Source organism: Streptomyces sp. NPDC001348 (genome assembly GCF_053597535.1).
This window is the reverse complement of the sequence record NZ_JBSFIK010000011.1, coordinates 70353-88060: the sequence shown is the minus strand read 5'-3', so window position 1 is coordinate 88060 and position 17708 is coordinate 70353. Positions and strand designations below refer to the sequence as shown.

Annotated in this window: 10 protein-coding genes; 5 read left to right on the top strand and 5 right to left on the bottom strand. The window is 74.3% G+C overall.

Features of this window, described 5'->3' with window-relative positions; all coding sequences use genetic code 11:
* The 3 genes from ACWC21_RS14490 to ACWC21_RS14480 all read right to left on the bottom strand — a co-directional run.
* Positions 1-731 (bottom strand): ANTAR domain-containing protein (locus tag ACWC21_RS14490; RefSeq protein ID WP_450881731.1); only part of this gene is annotated, 731 nt, incomplete at its 3' end.
* Between the two features lie 244 nt (positions 732-975).
* Positions 976-5253, bottom strand: coding sequence for a HAMP domain-containing protein (locus ACWC21_RS14485; RefSeq protein ID WP_450881550.1), 4278 nt, complete (start codon positions 5251-5253; stop codon positions 976-978).
* Between the two features lie 367 nt (positions 5254-5620).
* Positions 5621-6598 (bottom strand): alpha/beta hydrolase, encoded by a 978-nt coding sequence (locus tag ACWC21_RS14480; RefSeq protein WP_450881548.1) that lies wholly within the window; start codon positions 6596-6598, stop codon positions 5621-5623.
* Positions 6599-6876: 278 nt separating this feature from the next.
* On the opposite strand from ACWC21_RS14480, the gene ACWC21_RS14475 reads away from it, so the two are divergent.
* Positions 6877-7947: a helix-turn-helix domain-containing protein gene (locus ACWC21_RS14475; protein WP_450881546.1), complete on the top strand. Its 1071-nt coding sequence runs from the start codon at positions 6877-6879 to the stop codon at positions 7945-7947.
* Between the two features lie 91 nt (positions 7948-8038).
* On the opposite strand, the gene ACWC21_RS14470 is transcribed toward ACWC21_RS14475, so the two are convergent.
* Positions 8039-8917, bottom strand: coding sequence for a helix-turn-helix domain-containing protein (locus ACWC21_RS14470; RefSeq protein WP_450881544.1), 879 nt, complete (start codon positions 8915-8917; stop codon positions 8039-8041).
* Between the two features lie 163 nt (positions 8918-9080).
* On the opposite strand from ACWC21_RS14470, the gene ACWC21_RS14465 reads away from it, so the two are divergent.
* Entirely contained in the window at positions 9081-11852 is a 2772-nt protein-coding gene (locus tag ACWC21_RS14465) for an AAA family ATPase (RefSeq protein WP_450881542.1), read from the top strand.
* Here ACWC21_RS14465 and ACWC21_RS14460 read toward each other — a convergent pair.
* A complete protein-coding gene (locus tag ACWC21_RS14460; RefSeq protein WP_450881540.1) occupies positions 11758-14613 on the bottom strand; it encodes an AAA family ATPase in 2856 nt (951 codons plus the stop codon). The genes ACWC21_RS14465 and ACWC21_RS14460 overlap by 95 nt on opposite strands.
* 219 nt (positions 14614-14832) lie before the next feature.
* On the opposite strand from ACWC21_RS14460, the gene ACWC21_RS14455 reads away from it, so the two are divergent.
* From ACWC21_RS14455 to nrfD, 3 genes are all read left to right on the top strand, one after another.
* Positions 14833-15159, top strand: coding sequence for an ANTAR domain-containing protein (locus tag ACWC21_RS14455; protein ID WP_450881538.1), 327 nt, complete (start codon positions 14833-14835; stop codon positions 15157-15159).
* Positions 15160-15292: 133 nt separating this feature from the next.
* Complete coding sequence (locus ACWC21_RS14450; RefSeq protein WP_450881536.1) at positions 15293-16231, top strand: 4Fe-4S dicluster domain-containing protein; 939 nt, start codon at positions 15293-15295, stop codon at positions 16229-16231.
* On the top strand, positions 16228-17247 hold the full coding sequence (gene nrfD, locus ACWC21_RS14445; protein ID WP_450881534.1) for an NrfD/PsrC family molybdoenzyme membrane anchor subunit: 1020 nt from the start codon (positions 16228-16230) through the stop codon (positions 17245-17247). The genes ACWC21_RS14450 and nrfD overlap by 4 nt, the downstream gene beginning before the upstream one ends.
* The last annotated feature ends 461 nt before the right edge of the window (positions 17248-17708 follow it).

Sequence of the window (17708 nt, the reverse complement as noted above, 5' to 3'; positions counted from 1 at the left end):
GCGATCTCCAGCACACCGTGGATGCGGCCGCCGGCCCCGGCCGGTACGGCGGCCCGCGCGCCGTCCGGGTACAGCAGCCGGCCGATCGTGGGCAGACCGGACTCCGAGAGCGACGGCAGCCACTGCCCCGACCGCTCGGTGAGGCCGCGCCGGGCCACCGTGGCCACGTCCGGTGGGACGTAGTGCCAGCGGGCCGCCTCGGCCGGCGGGAATCCGGCGCTCCCGGCGAGCGTCAGCGAACCGTCGGAGCCCGCGGCCCAGATGGCGACGCCCACCGCGCCGAGCGGCTGCAGCGCGTGCTGCAGCAAGGAGTCGGCCACGGCCTGGGTGTCACCGGCGGCCAGGGCACCGCTCTCCGCCGCGCGCAGCCGCACGGCGGCCGACTCGTCGGCCTGTCCCGGGGCTTCCGCGGTGGCGGCGAGGAAGGCGTCGGCCACCTCGGACACGCGGTCCCGGGCGGCCTGGTTGATGACCTCCACGGCGAATTCCAGGGGGGTCACCCGGGCCTGCTCGGTGAGCTCGGCGAGCTGGCGTGCGGCCTGTGCGGGGCCGCAGCCGAGCCGCTCGACGAGGATGCCCTTGGCCAGCTCGATCAGCGCCCGGCCCTCGGCCTCGGCCTGCGCCGCCCGCACCTCCCTGCGCAGCCGTTCCACCGTGGCGGCGAGCCTGCCGACGGGTGAGGTCTGCGACGCGTCGGCCACGTCGGTCCCGGACCCGGGCTGGGCGGGGATGAGCGCGGCCTGGTCGGCGGCCTCCGCCGCGTCCCCGGGCGAGGCTTGGTTCGCCACGGCGTCCGGAGCGCCGGTCCCGGACCGGGTGCGGGACGGCCCGGAAGCGGCGTCATCGGGGGGCGGCTGGTCGTTCGCCGGCTCGGGGGTCGAGTCGTACGTGGTCACGGTGTGCGGGCTCCTCGGCTGGCGGACGGCCCCGGGGTGTGGCGGCGCGGGGGCGGGGCTGGGGCGGGCGCAGGCGTCCTCATACGGGGAGCCAGCGTCGGACGCACGCGACGAGGTCCTGGGTGTCCACCGGCTTGGTCACGTAGTCGCTGGCGCCGGAGGCCAGGCTCTTCTCCCGGTCGCCGGGCATCGCCTTGGCGGTCACCGCGATGATGGGCAGTTCGGCGTACTGCGGCATCTTCCGGATCTCGGCGGTGGCGGTGTAGCCGTCCATCTCCGGCATCATGACATCCATCAGTACCAGAGCGATGTCCGGGTTGTTGACGAGCGTCTCGATGCCCTTGCGGCCGTTCTCCGCGTGCAGGACCCGGAACCCCTGGAGTTCGAGGATCCCGCTGAGCGCGAAGAGGTTGCGCGCGTCGTCGTCGACGACGAGGACGGTACGGCCCGCGGCGGCGTCGCTGGTGTCCAGCAACGGCACCTGCGTCTCCTCGGCCCGGACCAGGGTCAGCACCTCACCCGGTTCCTCGGTCGACAGGTGCAGGGCGATGCGCTCGCGCAGTTCGTCCAGGCTGTACAGGTACTCCAGCGACCGGCCGTCGGGCCCGGAGCGCGCGGCCTCCTCACCGACCGGCCCGGCCCGGTGGCCGCTGTGCACCAGGACCGGGACGCTCGCGAGCGCCGAGTCGCCCTGCACGGCGTCCAGGAAGCGCGCCGACTCGCCCTCCGGGGAGCCGAGTTCGACGACGACGCAGTGGCACGGCTCGGCGGCCAGCGCGCCGGCCGCCTCCTGGGCGCCGACGGCGGTGATGATGTCGACGGGGGCGTGCGAGGGGTCACCGTCCCTGACGTGTGCCAGGTCCCTGACCACGCTCTCGGCGACCAGGGTCAGCAGTCCGCGCGGGCGCTCCTCGACGACCAGCAGCCGGCGCGCACGCCGTCCGGTGCCGGGACGGACGGCGGTCTCCCGGGGCTCCGGGTCGGCCGTCGTCTCGGAGGGGAGCGTTTCCAGTGCCTTCTGCGGCGGCCGGACGCCACGCGTCACCTCCTCGAAGTCCGGCCGGGCCACGGGCAGGTACAGGGTGAACGTGCTGCCCTTGCCGGGCGTGCTGTCCACGGTGACGGCGCCGCCGAGCAGATGCGCGATCTCCCGGGTGATGGACAGGCCCAGGCCCGTGCCGCCGTACTTGCGGCTCGTCGTCCCGTCCGCCTGCTGGAAGGCGCCGAAGATGGACTCCAGGTGCTGCTCCGGGATACCGATGCCACTGTCCTTCACCCGGAAGGCGACGACGCTGCCGCTGCGCAGCACTCCCTGGGGCACCTCGTCGTCCAGCGCCGGTTCGATCCGCAGCTCGACACCGCCGTGCTCGGTGAACTTCACCGCGTTGGACAGCAGGTTGCGCAGGATCTGCCGCAGCCGGGAGTCGTCGGTGAGCAGGTCCGCGGGCGCGCCGGTCGCCGTCGTGATGCTGAAGTCGAGGCTCTTCTGCGAGGTCATCGGCCGGAACGTGGCCTCGACGTACTCGATGAGCTGCCGCAGCGGGACCCGCTCCGGCGTGACGTCCATCTTGCCGGCCTCGACCTTGGACAGGTCGAGGATGTCGTTGATCAGCTGGAGCAGGTCGGAGCCCGCGGAGTGGATGATGCCCGCGTACTCGACCTGCTTCGGGGTGAGGTTGCGGGACGGGTTCTGGGCGAGCAGCTGGGCGAGGATGAGCAGGCTGTTCAGCGGGGTCCGCAGCTCGTGGCTCATGTTCGCGAGGAACTCGGACTTGTACTTCGAGGCCAGCGACAACTGCTGGGCGCGGGCTTCGAGTTCCTGCCGTGCCTGTTCGATCTGCAGGTTCTTCGCCTCGATGTCCCGGTTCTGCTCGGCCAGCAGCGAGGCCTTCTCCTCCAGTTCGGCGTTGGAGCTCTGGAGTTCCTCCTGCCGCGCCTGCAACTCGGCCGAGCGGGCCTGGAGTTCGGACGTCAGTCGCTGCGACTCACCCAGCAGCTCGTCGGTACGGGCGTTCGCGACGATCGTGTTGACGTTGACGCCGATGGTCTCCATCAGCATTTCCAGGAAGTCCCGGTGGATCTGGGCGAACGACGTGACGGAGGCCAGTTCGATGACACCGAGGACCTGGTCCTCGAAGACGATGGGGAGCAGCATCAGCGCGCTCGGCTCGATCTGCCCGAGCCCGGAGGAGATCGTGACGTAGCCCGCCGGCAGGTCGTCCACGGCGATCGTGCGGCGGCTGCGGGCCGCCTGGCCGACCAGGGAGCGGCCGAAGGGGATGCGGGTGGGCCGCGGGTCCTCCTCGGGGCGGCCGTAGGAGCCGACGAGCCGCAGTTCGGGTCCGCGGTCTCCGTCGTCAGCGAGGTAGAAGGCGCCGTACTGGGCGGACACCAGGGGCACCAGCTCGTCCATGATGAGCTCGGCGACCACGGGCAGGTCGCGGTGGCCCTGCATCAGGCCCGAGATCCGGGCGAGGTTGGTCTTGAGCCAGTCCTGCTCCTGGTTGGCGCGGGTGGTCTCACGCAGGGACTCCACCATCGAGTTGATGTTGTCCTTGAGCTCGGCCACCTCACCGGAGGCGTCCACGGTGATGGACCGGGTGAGGTCGCCCTCGGCCACGGCGCTCGCCACCTCGGCGATGGCGCGGACCTGCCGGGTCAGGTTGCCGGCCAGCTCGTTGACGTTCTCGGTGAGCCGCTTCCAGGTGCCGGAGACACCCTCGACCTCGGCCTGGCCGCCGAGGCGGCCCTCGGTGCCGACCTCCCGGGCCACCCGGGTGACCTCGTCGGCGAAGGCCGAGAGCTGGTCGACCATCGTGTTGATGGTGGTCTTCAGCTCCAGGATCTCGCCGCGGGCGTCGACGTCGATCTTCTTCGACAGGTCGCCCTTGGCCACCGCGGTCGTCACCAGTGCGATGTTGCGGACCTGGCCGGTGAGGTTGTTGGCCATGGAGTTGACGTTGTCGGTGAGGTCCTTCCAGGTGCCGGCCACGTTGGGCACATGGGCCTGGCCCCCCAGACGGCCCTCGGTGCCGACCTCGCGGGCCACGCGGGTGACCTCGTCGGCGAACGCGGAGAGCGTGTCGACCATCGTGTTGATGACGTCGGCCAGCGCCGCGACCTCGCCCTTGGCCTCCACCGTGATCTTCTGGGACAGGTCGCCCTTGGCCACCGCGGTCGCCACCTGGGCGATGGACCGCACCTGATGGGTCAGGTTGGAGGCCATCACGTTGACGTTGTCGGTGAGGTCCTTCCAGGTGCCGGACACGCCCCGCACGGTCGCCTGACCGCCGAGGTTGCCGGCGGTGCCGACCTCGCGGGCCACCCGGGTGACCTCGTCGGCGAACGCGGAGAGCTGGTCGACCATCGTGTTGATGGTGTTCTTCAGCTCCAGGATCTCGCCCCGCGCGTCGACGGTGATCTTCTGCGAGAGATCACCCTGGGCAACCGCCGTGGCGACCTGGGCGACGTTGCGCACCTGGTTGGTGAGGTTGCCCGCCATGAAGTTCACCGAGTCGGTCAGGTCGCGCCACGTTCCCTTGACGCCCTTGACGTCGGCCTGACCGCCGAGGCGCCCCTCGGTGCCGACCTCGCGGGCCACCCGGGTGACCTCGTCGGCGAACGCGGAGAGCTGGTCGACCATCGTGTTGATGGTGTTCTTCAGCTCCAGGATCTCGCCCCGCGCATCGACGGTGATCTTCTGCGAGAGATCGCCCTTGGCCACCGCGGTGGTCACCTGGGCGACGTTGCGCACCTGGTTGGTGAGGTTGCCCGCCATGAAGTTCACCGAATCGGTGAGATCGCGCCAGACACCCGCGACACCGGGCACCTGGGCCTGACCGCCGAGGCGCCCCTCCGTGCCCACCTCACGGGCCACCCGGGTGACCTCGTCGGCGAACGCGGAGAGCTGGTCGACCATCGTGTTGACGGTCTCCTTCAGCTGGAGGATCTCGCCGCGCGCGGGCACGTCGATCTTCTGGGACAGGTCCCCCTTGGCGACGGCCGTCGCCACCTGTGCGATGTCGCGCACCTGGGTGGTCAGGTTGCCCGCCATGGCGTTCACGGAATCCGTCAGGTCGGCCCAGGTGCCGGACACGCCGGGCACCTCGGCCTGGCCGCCGAGCGTGCCCTCGGTGCCCACTTCCCGGGCCACCCGGGTCACTTCGGAGGTGAACACGGACAGCTGGTCGACCATGCCGTTGAACACGGTGGCGATGTCGCCCATGAGCCCGTCGGAGTCGTCGGGCAGGCGCGTCCCGAAGTCGCCGTCCCGGACAGCCGTCAGACCCGCGAGGAGTCGTCTCAGTTCCTGGTCACCCGGGACCGCTTCGGTCACCTCGGTCGCCTTGCCGGCCATGCGTCCCCTCGTTCCGTCCCCAAGAGCCCCTGGTCAGGGACTCGGAACCGTGCCGGGAACGCTGGGCGGCCCGGCCGATCGTGCGCGAGTTTCCGCAGTTCACGGATGTGTCCGCGGAGTGAAAATACGCCGCAGGCTAACCCACCGGCCCGACCGGCGACAAAGCTTCCGGCCACGTTCCCACTTGCGGAAAGTTCCTGGCCGACGGGCAGGCATGGGCCGGGGACAGCGGGGTACTGGAGAAGATTTTTCCAAGGCGGAACCGGAGCGAAACCGAGGCCGCCCCGGGGCCGGATGTGACGGCGGCGTCGCGCCATGCGCGGGCCGCCCGTCGGGGAACGGCCGGAAGGGCACCGTCGCGCCGGGTTCAGCCCGCGTGCAGTGCGGCGTGCAGCGTGTCCGTCACCTGGATGCGGGCCGCTCTGGACGCGAGGGTGGCGCGCAGCAGGTCGAACAGGACGAACCCGTGGATCGTGCCGTGGTAGCGGACGGACACCACCGGGACGTCGGCCTCCCTCAGCCGCGCGGCGTACGCCTCGCCCTCGTCGCGCAGCACATCGGCCTCGGCGGTCAGGACGAGCGCCGGCGGCAGTCCCCGCAGCCGGGGGACGGCCGCGCGCAGCGGGGAGACCGTGTCGCGCGTGCGGGTCAGCGGGTCCGGCGCGTACTGCTGCCAGTAGCCGGACATGGCGGCACGGCCGAGGAAGTACCCGTCGGCGAACTGCCGGTAGGACGGGGTGTCCATGGCCGCGTCGGTCACCGGGCAGACCAGCACCTGATGGCGCAGACCGGGGGCGCCGCGCTCCCGCGCCAGGAGGGTGAGGGCGGCCGCGTGCTGGGCGCCGGCGCTCACGCCCACGACGGCCATCCGAGACCCGTCCAGCCGGCAGTCGCCGCCGTACCGGGCGATCCACCGGGCGACGGTGTACGCCCGCTCCACGGCGTCCGGGTGGCGGGCGTCCTCCGGCACGTCGTACTCGGGGACGACCACCGCGGCGTCCGCGCCCAGCACGAGGTCCGCGACCAGTTTCCGGTGCGCGTAGGCGTCGGTGAGCATCCATCCCAGGCCGTGCAGGTACAGGACCACGGGCAGCGGCTCGTCGGCGCCCGCCGGGCGCAGGATCCGCACCCGGATGTGGGTGCCGTCGCCGCCCGGCAGGGCCAGCCACTCCTCCTCGGTGTCGAGCTCGTCCCGCCCGCCGCCGTCCCACAGGGCCGCCATGCGCGCCCGCGAGGCCGCCGCGTCCGTGGTCGCGGGCGTGGGACAGGTGTACCGCGCGACGAAGGCCCGCGCCCCTCCCTCGAGCACCGGCGTCGCCCGGAAGGCCGGAACGTCTTCTTCCACGGGAACTCCTGCCTGAGGGCGAACCATGGGCCGTTCGAAGCGGCTCCGCCGGCACGGTTGACCAACCTAGGGGGCGCTTCGCGGCGAACGGGCGGGGCCACGGTACTCACCCGTGTCGCTGCGTGCACAGTTCGGGTGACCGGACAGGAATGTGCAGTCATATGACCTAACCCCTCCCCTTCCCGCCGTCGAAGAATCGTTCTCACGGGCCGTGGACAGGGTGACCGTCCCCCTCGCGCCCCGCGCACCGCGATCCTGGACGGCTGAAGGGAGCCCCTGTGAGCGCTCGATCCGACACGGCCGCCGCGCCGGGTACCGCAGCCTCCCGCGAGGTGGCCGCCGCCGTCTCGCGCTGGCTCGCGCCGGTCGTCGAGCACACGCTGCGGGACGGCCCCGCGCACGGCCGTGTGACGGCGCATCACCTCGGGTACGTACGGATGCTCGCCTGGGAGAGCGGGCCGCTGCGCCTGAGCCGTGGCGCGGGTTCGATCGCACGGGACGCCGGGGACGCGATCGCCCTCGTGGTTCCCGTGCACGGGAACGTACGGCTGGCACAGGACGGACGGGGTGCCTGCGTGGAGAGCGGTCAGCCGGCCCTGCTGGACCTGCGCCGGCCCTTCTCGGTCGAACAGCGGGACCGGGCGCGGGTGGTCTTCTTCCGCCTGCCGGTGCACGCCCTGCACCTGCCGGCGGCGCGTCTGCGTTCCGTGACCGCCCGCGTCCTCACGGCGTCGGACGTCGCCACGCTGCTCGCGTCCGTCCTGCCGCATCTGGAGAAGTCGGCTCCCCGGATCCCGCCCGCGGTGGGTGAACGGCTCGGAGGAATCGTCACGGAGTGGGTGGCCGCCCTGGTCGACGAGCTGACCGCCGAGACGGACGAGCCCGAGGAGACGGGACGCGACCGGCTGGTCGGCGCGGTCCGCCAGTACATCGACCGGAATCTGGGGGACCCCGAGCTGTCCGCGGAGCGCATCGCCGCGGCACACCTGATCTCCGTCCGCTATCTGCACCGCCTCTTCCAGGGCGAGGGCGTCACGGTGGGACGGCTGATCCAGCGGCGCCGGGTCGAGGAGTGCGCTCGGGAGCTGGCCCGGCGCGGCCGGGTGAGCCCGTCCGTCTCCGTGGTGGCCGCCCGCTGGGGCTTCGGCAGCGCCGCTCACTTCAGCCGGGCCTTCAAGGCCGTCCACGGCCACGCGCCCCAGCAGTGGCTGCGCCTGTCGGACACCCCGGCCGGTACCGAGGGCCGCCGCGCCGTCACCGGGAGAACCACGGTGAAGGTGGCGCCTGCCGACCCGCGTCGGCCCAGCGAATCCGCCGGGCCGGCGCGTACGCCCTCAGGTACGGCCTGAACACCCGCCGGCCACGAACCGGCCGGTGCGGCGCGAGCCCCGGGCCGGGCGCCGGGGGCTCGCGCCGCACCGGCCGTTCCCCCTCCCGCGGTCAGCCGTCCGCGTCCCCGGCGCCCCCGGTCGGGCGGATCCGGGCCTCGCGCCAGTCGCTGGGTGAGACGCCGTAGGCGGCGCGGAAGCTGCGGCTGAAGTGGGTGGCGCTGGCGAAGCCCCAGCGTCTGGCTACCGCGGAGACCGTGGTGTCGCTCCGCCCGGGCCGGGCCAGTTCGCGGCGTGCCTCCTCCAGGCGGCGGTGCTGGATCCAGCGGCCGACCGTGCTGCCGTGGTCCTCGAAGAGCTTGTGCAGGTAGCGGATCGAGATGTGCTGGGCCGCGGCGAGGGTTGCCGGTGTCAGTTCCCGGTCCCACAGGTGCGCGTCGACGTGGGCCCGCACGTCCCGGATCATGTTCTCGCGGTCCTCCCCGCGGCCCCGCGCCGTGCCCTCGGCGTCCTCGGCGTTCTCGACGGCCTCGACGGCCAGCAGCGCGACCAGCTCGGCGACGGAACCGGCCAGATGGAGGGCCGTCCGCGAAGAGTACGACTGCGCCGCCCCGGCGATCGACCGCACCAGGGACCCCAGCAGCGGCGCCACCGAACCCCCGGCGAACGGGTCCCGGCCGCTCAGCTCACCGGCGTGTGCGTCGCTGACCGTGAGGGCGTACCGCGGTATCCGCACCAGGTGCAGCGTGAAGTCGCCGGGTGCGTGCAGTGCGAAGGGTTCCGCCGCGGCGCCGAGGAACAGGTCGCCGGGCCTGCAGGGGGCGGTGGTCCCGCGGCGGACGAGGTCCGCCCCGCCGGAGGCCTGCAGGCCCAGCAGGAGCGACGGATCGGCGGCGGCGCCGGGATCGTGGACGTAGGCCCGGGCCGCGCCCCGCACCGTGGTCACGTGCAGGAAGCCGAGGCTGTGGGCGGAAACGGGTGTAGGGCTCATACGGGTCCTTTGGTCGGCGCGTTCCTACGAGGTCGAGCCTGCGGCGATCCCGGCACCCGCGAGGAGGTGTCCCGCCATCCCTGCGGGCAGAGGCAAGAGCCGTGCACGCTCGGGCAACCCTGCGGTGCCACGATGGCGCGGGGGCAGGGCGAAGGGGGCAACCGTGGGGCAGGGCGACATCGACACGTCCCTCGTCGGCCGGCGGCGTGAACGCTCCGTGCTGGCCCGTGCCCTGGACGGAGCGCGGGCCGGGACGGGTGGCTCGGCGACCGTGTTGCGGGGCGATGCCGGGATCGGGAAGAGCGCGCTGCTGGACTGGACGGCCGCGCGTGCCGCGGAGCAGGGCTTCACGGTCCTGCGGGCGGGTGCCGGTGAGGCGGAGGTCGGCGTCGCCTTCGGGGTCCTGCACCAGGTGCTGCGGCCGCTGCTGGAGGGACCGCGGGTACTGCCCCGGCAGCAACGGCACGCGCTGGAGCGTGCCCTGGGCCTGCGGGAGGGGCTGCCCTCCGGCGGTTTCATGGTCGGGGCGGCGGCGCTGGCCCTGCTCGCCCAGGAGGCACGCCGCCACCCGGTGCTCGTCCTCGTCGACGACCTGCACTGGGCGGACTCCTCGAGCGCCGCCGTCCTGCTCTTCCTCCACCAGCGGATCTCCGGCCTGCGCGCGGTCATGGTCTGCGCCGGCCGCCCGGACCGCTCCGCCCTGGAAGGCTGGCCCGCCCACCCGGTGGACGTCGAGGCGCTGTCGCGCGGGGAGTCCGCCGCCCTGCTGCGGCGCTGGCACCCGGGCCTGACGGCGACCACGGCGGAGCGGGTGATGGACGAGGCGGCCGGCAACCCCCTGGCCCTGGCGGAACTGCCCGGCCAGCTGGCCGGCGAGCACCGCAGGGGCGTCGTCCCGCTCCCGGAACGCCTGCCGCTCGGGCAACGGCTGGAAGCGCTCTACGTACGACGGCTGCGCTCGCTCCCCGCCGACGCCGCGCGGCTCCTGCTGCTCACGGCCCTGGACGGCAGCGGCGGCGGCCGGGTGCCCGTGGCCGGCGGCCGGGACGGTGCGGAACGGACGCTCGGCCACATCGAGGGCAGCGGGCTGGCCCGGCTGGACCACACCGGGCGGCTGGTCTTCCGGCACCCGCTGGTGCGCAGCGCGGTGATCGACGCCGCCTCGGACGCGGAACGCCGCAGCGCCCACCGGGCCCTGGCCGAGCGACTCACCGGCGACGACCCGCGCCGGCTGCTGCACGAGGCGTCGGCCGCGCACGAGCCGGACGAACGGCTCGCCGCCCGGCTGCAGGAGACCGGGGCGCGCATCGCGCTGCGGGGCGGTGACGCGGAGGGCGCGCTGCTGCTGGACCGCGCGGCGGCCCTGAGCGCCGATCCCGCGAACCGGGCACGGCGGCTGACCTGGGCGGCGGTGATGTCCGCGCGGGGCGGCCGGCTGGCGTACGCGGCGCGACTGGTGCGGGAACTGCGGCGGGGACCGGTGCCGGAGGACATCGCCCCGCTGTTCGCCTACGCGGTGGTGTACGTCGACCAGAGCCACCACGTCGACTTCGCCTCCTCGTTCTCGTTGCTGCCCCGGGCCCTGGCCGCGCTGACCGCCCCCGGCGCCCCCGTCTTCGGCGATCTCGTGGCGCAGATGGTCTTCAAGTTGCTGCTGGCGTCCGTCTACACGGGCGACCCGAAGGGCTGGGAGACGCTGGAGCGGTACCGTGAGCACGTCTCGCCCGCGGCGCGCCTGTGCCTGCGCGCCTGGGCGGATCCGCCGCGCACGGCGCACGGGGCGGAGGCGGAGCTGCACGCGCTGGTGGCGCGGATGACGGCCCGCCGGGAGACGGGCAGCGCCTGGCTGCTGCTGTGGACGGCCACCGCGGTCGACGGCGGTGACGCGGACCTGTGGCGGCTCTTCGCCGGGGAGCACGCCTACTCGACCCGGGGTTCCCTGGCGAAGGCGAGGTGTCACCAGGCGTTCCTGCGGGGCCGGTGGGAGGCGGCACAGGACTGTCTGCGTGAGGCCGAGATCGCGGAGGAACTGGGGTACCACACCAACGCACTGCTCTTCCGGCACTACTACGCGTACTTCTTGGCGGGCCGCGGTGACGAGCGGGGCCTGGCGGAGGTACGGGCACGGATCGAACCGGCGGCCTCCAAGGCGCGGATGCGGTTCGTCACGGACCATCTGGACCACCTCGCCGCCCTCGTCGCGCTGGCCCACGGGCGGTACGAGGAGGCGTACGACAGGCTGCGCCGCCTGATGGCACCGGGCGAGCTGCCGCGCGGCCTGTCCTGGTTCCATCTGCCGTTCTTCGACTTCGTGACGGCGAGTCTGCGGTGCGGGCGGCGGGCGGAGGCGGTGGCGCACGTCGCGGCCGGCCGGGCGGCCCGGATGGACGCCATCTCGGCGCACCACGCGTTCCTGCTGGCCGCGGCGACCGCGCTGACGGCTCAGGACGCCGCGGCGGACGCCGCCTACGCGGCGGCCTATGCCGTGCCGGGCGCCGACCGGTGGGTGTTCGACCTGGCCCGGCTGCGGCTCGCGCACGGTTCCTGGCTGCGCCGCCGGGGACGGCGGGCCGAGGCCGAGGACCGGCTGCGGGCCGCCTGCCGCACCTTCCGGGAACTGGACGCCGTTCCCTGGGAGGAGCGGTGCCGGGCCGAGCTCGGATCCCTCGGCCCGGTCGAGGAGGCCGGTGCGGCCGGCTCCGGCCCGCTCACGGCGCAGGAGCTGCGCATCGCCCGTCTCGTCGCCACGGGGCTGACGAACAAGGAGGTCGGCGCCGAGCTGCGGCTGTCCCCCCGGACGGTCGGGGCGCACCTCTACCGCATCTTCCCCAAACTGGGGATCACCTCACGGGCCGCCCTGGCGCGGGCGCTGCCGCGGGGCCGGGCCGGTTCCGGGGCTCGGCCAGGGCCCGGGCCACTCCGCCACGGGTCGTGATGCCCAGCTTGGGGAAGATCCTGTAGAGGTGGGCGCCGATGGTGCGCGGCGACAGCCCGAGCCGCTCACCGATCTGACGGTTGGTCATCCCCTGGGCCGCCAGTTCCGCGATCCGCAGTTCGTGCGCGGACAGCAGCGGACGGGGTCCGCCCGCGTCGTCTGGTGCCCGGCGGTCCGCGCGCGTCGCTTCGAGCGCGCGGGCGGCCTGCTCGGCCCAGGGCGTGGCGCCCAGCCGGGTGAAGGCCGCCAACGCGGCGCGGAGGTGGTCCGCGGCCGGGTCGAGCCGGCCCTGCCGGTGCAGCAGGTGGCCGTGGGCGAGGCGGGCCCGGGCGAGTGGGAAGGGCCGGCTTTCGGCGCCCGGGTGGGCGTACACGGCCGCGAACATCGCGTCCGCCTCGTCGTCGGTGGCGGCGAGGGCCTCGGCCACGGCGACCAGGAAGGCGTGGTGGTCCGAGACACCGGCGATGGCCGACTCCCGTATTGCCCTCAGGTGGCGCCGGGCCTGCGCCGGCCGTCCGCTGCCGACGGCGGCCTGCACCCAGTCGACGAGCGACAGATGGAACCAGGGGGTGCGGGAGGGCACGGTCCCGGGCGGGGCGAGGCGCCGCGCGTACCGCCAGGCGTCCTCGGCCCGGCCGTGGCCGAGCGCGCACAGCACCTGCAGGGCACGCAGTCGTTCGGTGACGGAGCCCATGCCTCGCTCCCGCGCCCAGGTGCCCAGGGTGGGTTCCAGCGCGGCGAGCCCCGCGCGGTCCCCGCGGGCGGCGAGCACCTGGGCGACGTTCTGCAGGAACAGCATCTCGTCGAAGGTGCGGCCGTGGGCGGCGGACGTCTCGGCGCCCCGGCGGGAGACGGTGAGGGAGGCCTCCCAGCGGCCGCGCAGGAAGTCGTCGTGCGCGCGGAGGACGTCGACGAAGGCCTCGGTGGCGTACGCGGGCCGGCGTGCGAGACGCTTCCACGGCGCCTGGTGCTCGCCGACCGCGTCCAGGGCGGCGGCCGTCCACCGCACGAGCCGGGCCGCCGGGGTCTCCCGGTCACCGGGCAGGGCGGCGACCGCGGCGCGCAGCCGGTCGGGTACGTCGTCCAGGGTGCGGCACGGCCCGGACCAGGCCTGCAGGCACAGCGTCGCCGGCCCGGGGGTGTGCGCCGCGTGGTGCTCGGCGGCGGCCCATGCCCGCTCGTCGCCGGTGTGGACGGCGACCAGGATGAGCAGGAGCAGCATCGATTCGCGCAGCGTGCTGTGCGGCTCACCGGCGTCGGGCGCGGCCGGCAGGTCCAGGGCGCCGGGCAGTAGTTCGATGGCGGGGGCCGGGTCGCCGTCCAGCTGGAGGCGGGTGCAGGCGACGGCGAACGCGTGCAGGGCGGCGGGCTCGGGCCGTCCCGGGTGGGCCTCGGACTCGGCTTCGGCGAGGAGGCCCGCCGCCGCGCGCAGCCGTCCGCCGTGTGCGGCCATGTCGGCCGCGGCGACGAGACGTGCGGTCCGGCCCGCCGGGTCCGGGCTCAGGGCGGCCGCCCGCGCCATCATGGCCGCCGCTTCGGCGTGTGTGCCCCGCGCGGCCATGCTGTCGGCCTCCGCGTGCAGCAGCGCGGCGAGTTCGGCGTCGGTGCCGACGGTGGCGGCCGCCAGGTGGGTGAGCCGCCGCGGGCTGCCGCCGGGCAGGGTGTCGGCGAGCAGGCGGTGCGCCGCGCGCCGCTCCGCCGGTGCGGCGATGTGCAGCAGACAGGCGCGTACCAGTGGGTTGCGGAACACCGGACGGCCGGTCGCCGGGTCGGTGCGGGCCAGCCCGGAGGCCTCGATCGTCTGCCGGGCCCGCGCCCACGACGGCCGACCGTCACGGTCCGCGAGCGATCCACCGAGGGCCCCCACCAGCAGCGCCTGCCGGGCCTCGTCCGACAGGGCGCGCAGCTGGTCCTCGTACAGCCGGCCAAGACGTTCACCGAGGGGCAGTTCGTCGAACAGCTCGGCGATCCCGGCCGGCCAGGGGGACCCCGGACCGGTGGGGCGGTCCTCGGCCGACCGGCGCAGTTGCGCGGGCAGCTCGTGCAGCGCGAGCGGGTTCCCCGCGGCTGCGCGCAGGACCCGGCGGCGCGTCTCCTCGGCCAGGCCCGGGTGCAGGGTGCGCAGCAGCCGCTCGGCCTGCCCGTCGTCCAGGGGGGCCAGGTCGATCACCCGGCCCGGCAGGCCACCGGTGCCGCCACCGTCCTGCCGGGCCGTCGCCGCGACGGGCCGCGTCGCGGCGATGACGACGACGGGCAGCGGGGCGAGGTGCCGCCGGAGGTGGTGGAACACGGCGGCGCTGGCCGGGTCGGCCCACTGCAGGTCGTCCAGGAGTACGACGACGGGCCGGCGCGCGGCCGCACGGGCGAGCAGCGCGCGGGCGGCCTCCGCGACGGTGACGGCCTCGGGCGGGGCGCCGTCCCGTACGCCCAACGCGCTCTCCAGCGCGTGGCGTCGGTCCTCCGGCAGGCTTCCGGCGCCGTCCAGCAGCGGCCACAGCACCTGGTGCAGGGCGGCGAACGGCAGGTCCGACTCCGCTTCGGCGCCGGTCATCCGCAGCACGTCCAGTCCGGCGCCGCGGGCGAGGTTCCCGGCAACCTTCAGCAGGGCGGTCCTGCCCATGCCCGGGTCGCCCCGCAGAACGATCCAGGTGCCGGTGACGGCGATGTCCCCGAGGGCCGATTCGATCACCGCGATCTGCGCGTCGCGCCCGGTCGGCCGCGGTCCCGCGTCCTGTTCCGCGGGGATGCCCGCACCGCTCATGGCCCCCGTACCCCGCCCTCTTCCCACACCGCCCGGCACGCACCGCTCCCCCGGCCTCCCGCCCAGTAGACCAGACGGGCGTCGGGCGAGACATAGCGCACACGCGTGCGCTCGCGTCAAAGGGCGGTTCAGGGGCAGCAGAAACTGCGATCGGCCGCACTGCAGAAGGGGGACATCATGGCGTTCTTTTCCATTTCCAGGAACCGTCCCCTTGTGCTGATGTCCTCGTCCGACCTCGCCATGGAGCACGAGCGGCTGGAACGGGAGAGGGCGCAGCTCAAGCGGGCCGTCACCTCGCACGCCGTCATCGACCAGGCGATCGGCGTGGTGGTGGCCGTGGGCCGGATCGCGCCGGAGGAGGGCTGGCGCGTCCTCAGGGACGTGTCGCAGCGGACGAACACGAAACTGCGCACCGTCGCCGACCACATCCTGGAGTTCGGCCAGGGGGGCACCCTGCCCGAGCCGATACTCACCGAGGTGAAACTGGCCCTCGGCGGGTACCGGACCCACTGGCGCGAGGAGGCCACACAGATGCAGGGGCAGTGAGCCCGGCCGGGTCCGGCCTATGGCGCCGTTTCGGACGAGCGGCGCGCGGGCACCCGTGCCAGGCTCGGAAGAGAGCGCTCCGGGTGAGGGGTGGGGCTTCGCCGTGCACGGGCCGCGAGCGAGGAGGCTGCGCATGGACCAGGACAACCAGTGGTACGGTCCGCAGCCGGACGTCGCCCGCGCCGCGGGGTACCCCGACGCCCCGCCGCGCATGGGGTTCTTCACCGACACCTCCGTCTGCATCGGCTGCAAGGCGTGCGAGGTGGCCTGCAAGGAGTGGAACGCCGTGCCCGAGGACGGCCTGGAGCTGACGGGCATGTCGTACGACAACACCCGGGGCCTCGGCGCGGACACGTGGCGGCATGTGGCGTTCATCGAGCAGCGCAGGCCGCCGGCCGGTCCGGCGCCCGGGGCAGGCCACGAGGACGCCGACGTCTTCGAGGCGGCGCGCGGTCTCGGCGCACCGGCCGGGACGATCGCACCGGTGGCTCCCGACGGGCGTCCCGAGCTGCGCTGGCTGATGTCCTCCGACGTCTGCAAGCACTGCACACACGCGGCCTGCCTCGACGTGTGTCCCACCGGTTCGCTGTTCCGGACCGAGTTCGGCACGGTGGTCGTCCAGGAGGACATCTGCAACGGCTGCGGATACTGCGTACCGGCCTGCCCGTACGGTGTCATCGACCAGCGCGAGGGCGACGGGCGCGCGTGGAAGTGCACCCTGTGCTACGACCGGCTCGGCGCCGGCATGGAGCCGGCCTGCGCCAAGGCGTGCCCGACCGACTCCATCCAGTTCGGGCCGCTTCAGGAGCTGCGGGACCGGGCGGCGGCCCGGGTGGCGCAGTTGCACGCGGCCGGGGTGACCGATGCCCGGCTGTACGGCGAGAGCCCGGACGACGGCGTCGGCGGCGACGGGGCGTTCTTCCTGCTGCTCGACGAGCCGGAGGTATACGGTCTGCCGCCCGACCCGGTCGTCACCACCCGGGACCTGCCCGCCATGTGGCGGCACGCCGCGGCGGCCGCCGTCTCGCTCGCGGCGCTCGCCGCCGCCAGCTTCGCCAGGAGGCCGCGATGACCGGTTCCGGCGTCACCCGCGACGGCGTGGAGGGGGCGCGGCCGGGGCGGGAGGCCGTGGCGGGCGCCCAGCCGAGAGGCCGTCGACGCCGCCGGGGGCGCGGCGAGCAGCCCATGGTGCCGGACGCGGTGTTCTCGTCGTACTACGGGCAGCCGATCCTGAACAAGCCGACGTGGAAACCCCTCGACATCGCCGGATACCTCTATCTCGGCGGGCTCGCGGGGTCCTCCTCGCTGCTCGCCGCCGGGGCGCAGGCCACCGGACGGCCGGCGCTCGCCCGGGCGGCGAAGCTGGGCGCGACCGGTGCGATCACCCTCTCGCTGGGCGCGCTCGTCCACGACCTGGGTCGGCCCGGCCGGTTCCTGAACATGCTGCGTGTCTTCAAGCCGACGTCGCCGATGAGCGTGGGGTCGTGGCTGCTGACCGGTTACGCGCCGCTCACGGCGGTGGCGGCGGCCACCGATGTCGCGGGCCGCTACCGGCTCGTCGGCTCCGCCGCCACGGCGGCGTCGGCCGTCCTCGGTCCCGCGGTCGTCACCTACACCGCCGTGCTGATCGCGGACACCGCCGTGCCGTCCTGGCACGAGGGCTTCCGGGAGCTGCCGTTCGTCTTCGCGGGGTCCGGGGCGAGCGCGGCGGCCGGGCTGGCCCTGATGAGCGTCCCGACGGCCCAGGCGGGTCCCGCGCGGCGTATGGCGCTCCTCGGGGCCGCGATGGAGCTGGGCACCTTCCGTGCGATGAAGCGGCGCATGGGCCTGGTCGCCGAGCCCTACGAGAAGGGCCGGGCGCGCGTGCTCCTGCGGACGGCGGAGCTGCTCACGGCGGGCGGCGCCGCGCTGGCGGCCTGCGCGGGACGGTACCGGGACAGGCGCCTGGCGGTGGCGGCCGGTGCGGCCCTGCTGGCGGGGTCCGCCGCGCTGCGGTTCGGCGTCTTCCATGCCGGGGTCGCCTCCGCGCAGGACCCCAAGTACACGGTCGTACCGCAGCGCGAGCGGCTGGCGGCCCGCGCCGGCTGACGTCTGTGGGGACCTCCGGCTGCGGATGCCGCGGTCCGGCCCCGCCCCGGGACGACGTCCCCCGCAGGAACGAACCCGCCCACCACAGCCCCGCCCGGGCCCCGGCACCCAGACGATCGGCGTCGCCACGCCCTGCGCCGAGTACACGGCCCTACCGCAGTGCGACCGGTCGGAGGCCCCCGTCGGCCGGACGACTGCCAGTGCCTCCGGCAGCGGATACCGCGGTCCGGCCCCGCCCCGGGACGACGTCCCCCGCAGGAACGAACCCGCCCACCACAGCCCCGCCCGGACCCCGGCACCCCAGACGATCGGCGTCGCCACGCCCTGCGCCGAGTACACGGCCCTACCGCAGTGCGACCGGTCGAAGGCCCCCGTCGGCCGGACGACTGCCAGTGCCTCCGGCAGCGGATACCGCGGTCCGGCCCCGCCCCGGGACGACGTCCCCCGCAGGAACGAACCCG

Bases quoted from the DNA above. Each gene is read 5' to 3' on its own strand.
- ACWC21_RS14485 (WP_450881550.1), bottom strand. From the start codon at position 5,253: ATGGCCGGCAAGGCGACCGAGGTGACCGAAGCGGTCCCGGGTGACCAG.
- ACWC21_RS14470 (WP_450881544.1), bottom strand. From the start codon at position 8,917: ATGAGCCCTACACCCGTTTCCGCCCACAGCCTCGGCTTCCTGCACGTG.
- ACWC21_RS14460 (WP_450881540.1), bottom strand. From the start codon at position 14,613: ATGAGCGGTGCGGGCATCCCCGCGGAACAGGACGCGGGACCGCGGCCG.
- ACWC21_RS14455 (WP_450881538.1), top strand. From the start codon at position 14,833: ATGTCCTCGTCCGACCTCGCCATGGAGCACGAGCGGCTGGAACGGGAG.
- ACWC21_RS14450 (WP_450881536.1), top strand. From the start codon at position 15,293: ATGGACCAGGACAACCAGTGGTACGGTCCGCAGCCGGACGTCGCCCGC.
- nrfD (WP_450881534.1), top strand. From the start codon at position 16,228: ATGACCGGTTCCGGCGTCACCCGCGACGGCGTGGAGGGGGCGCGGCCG.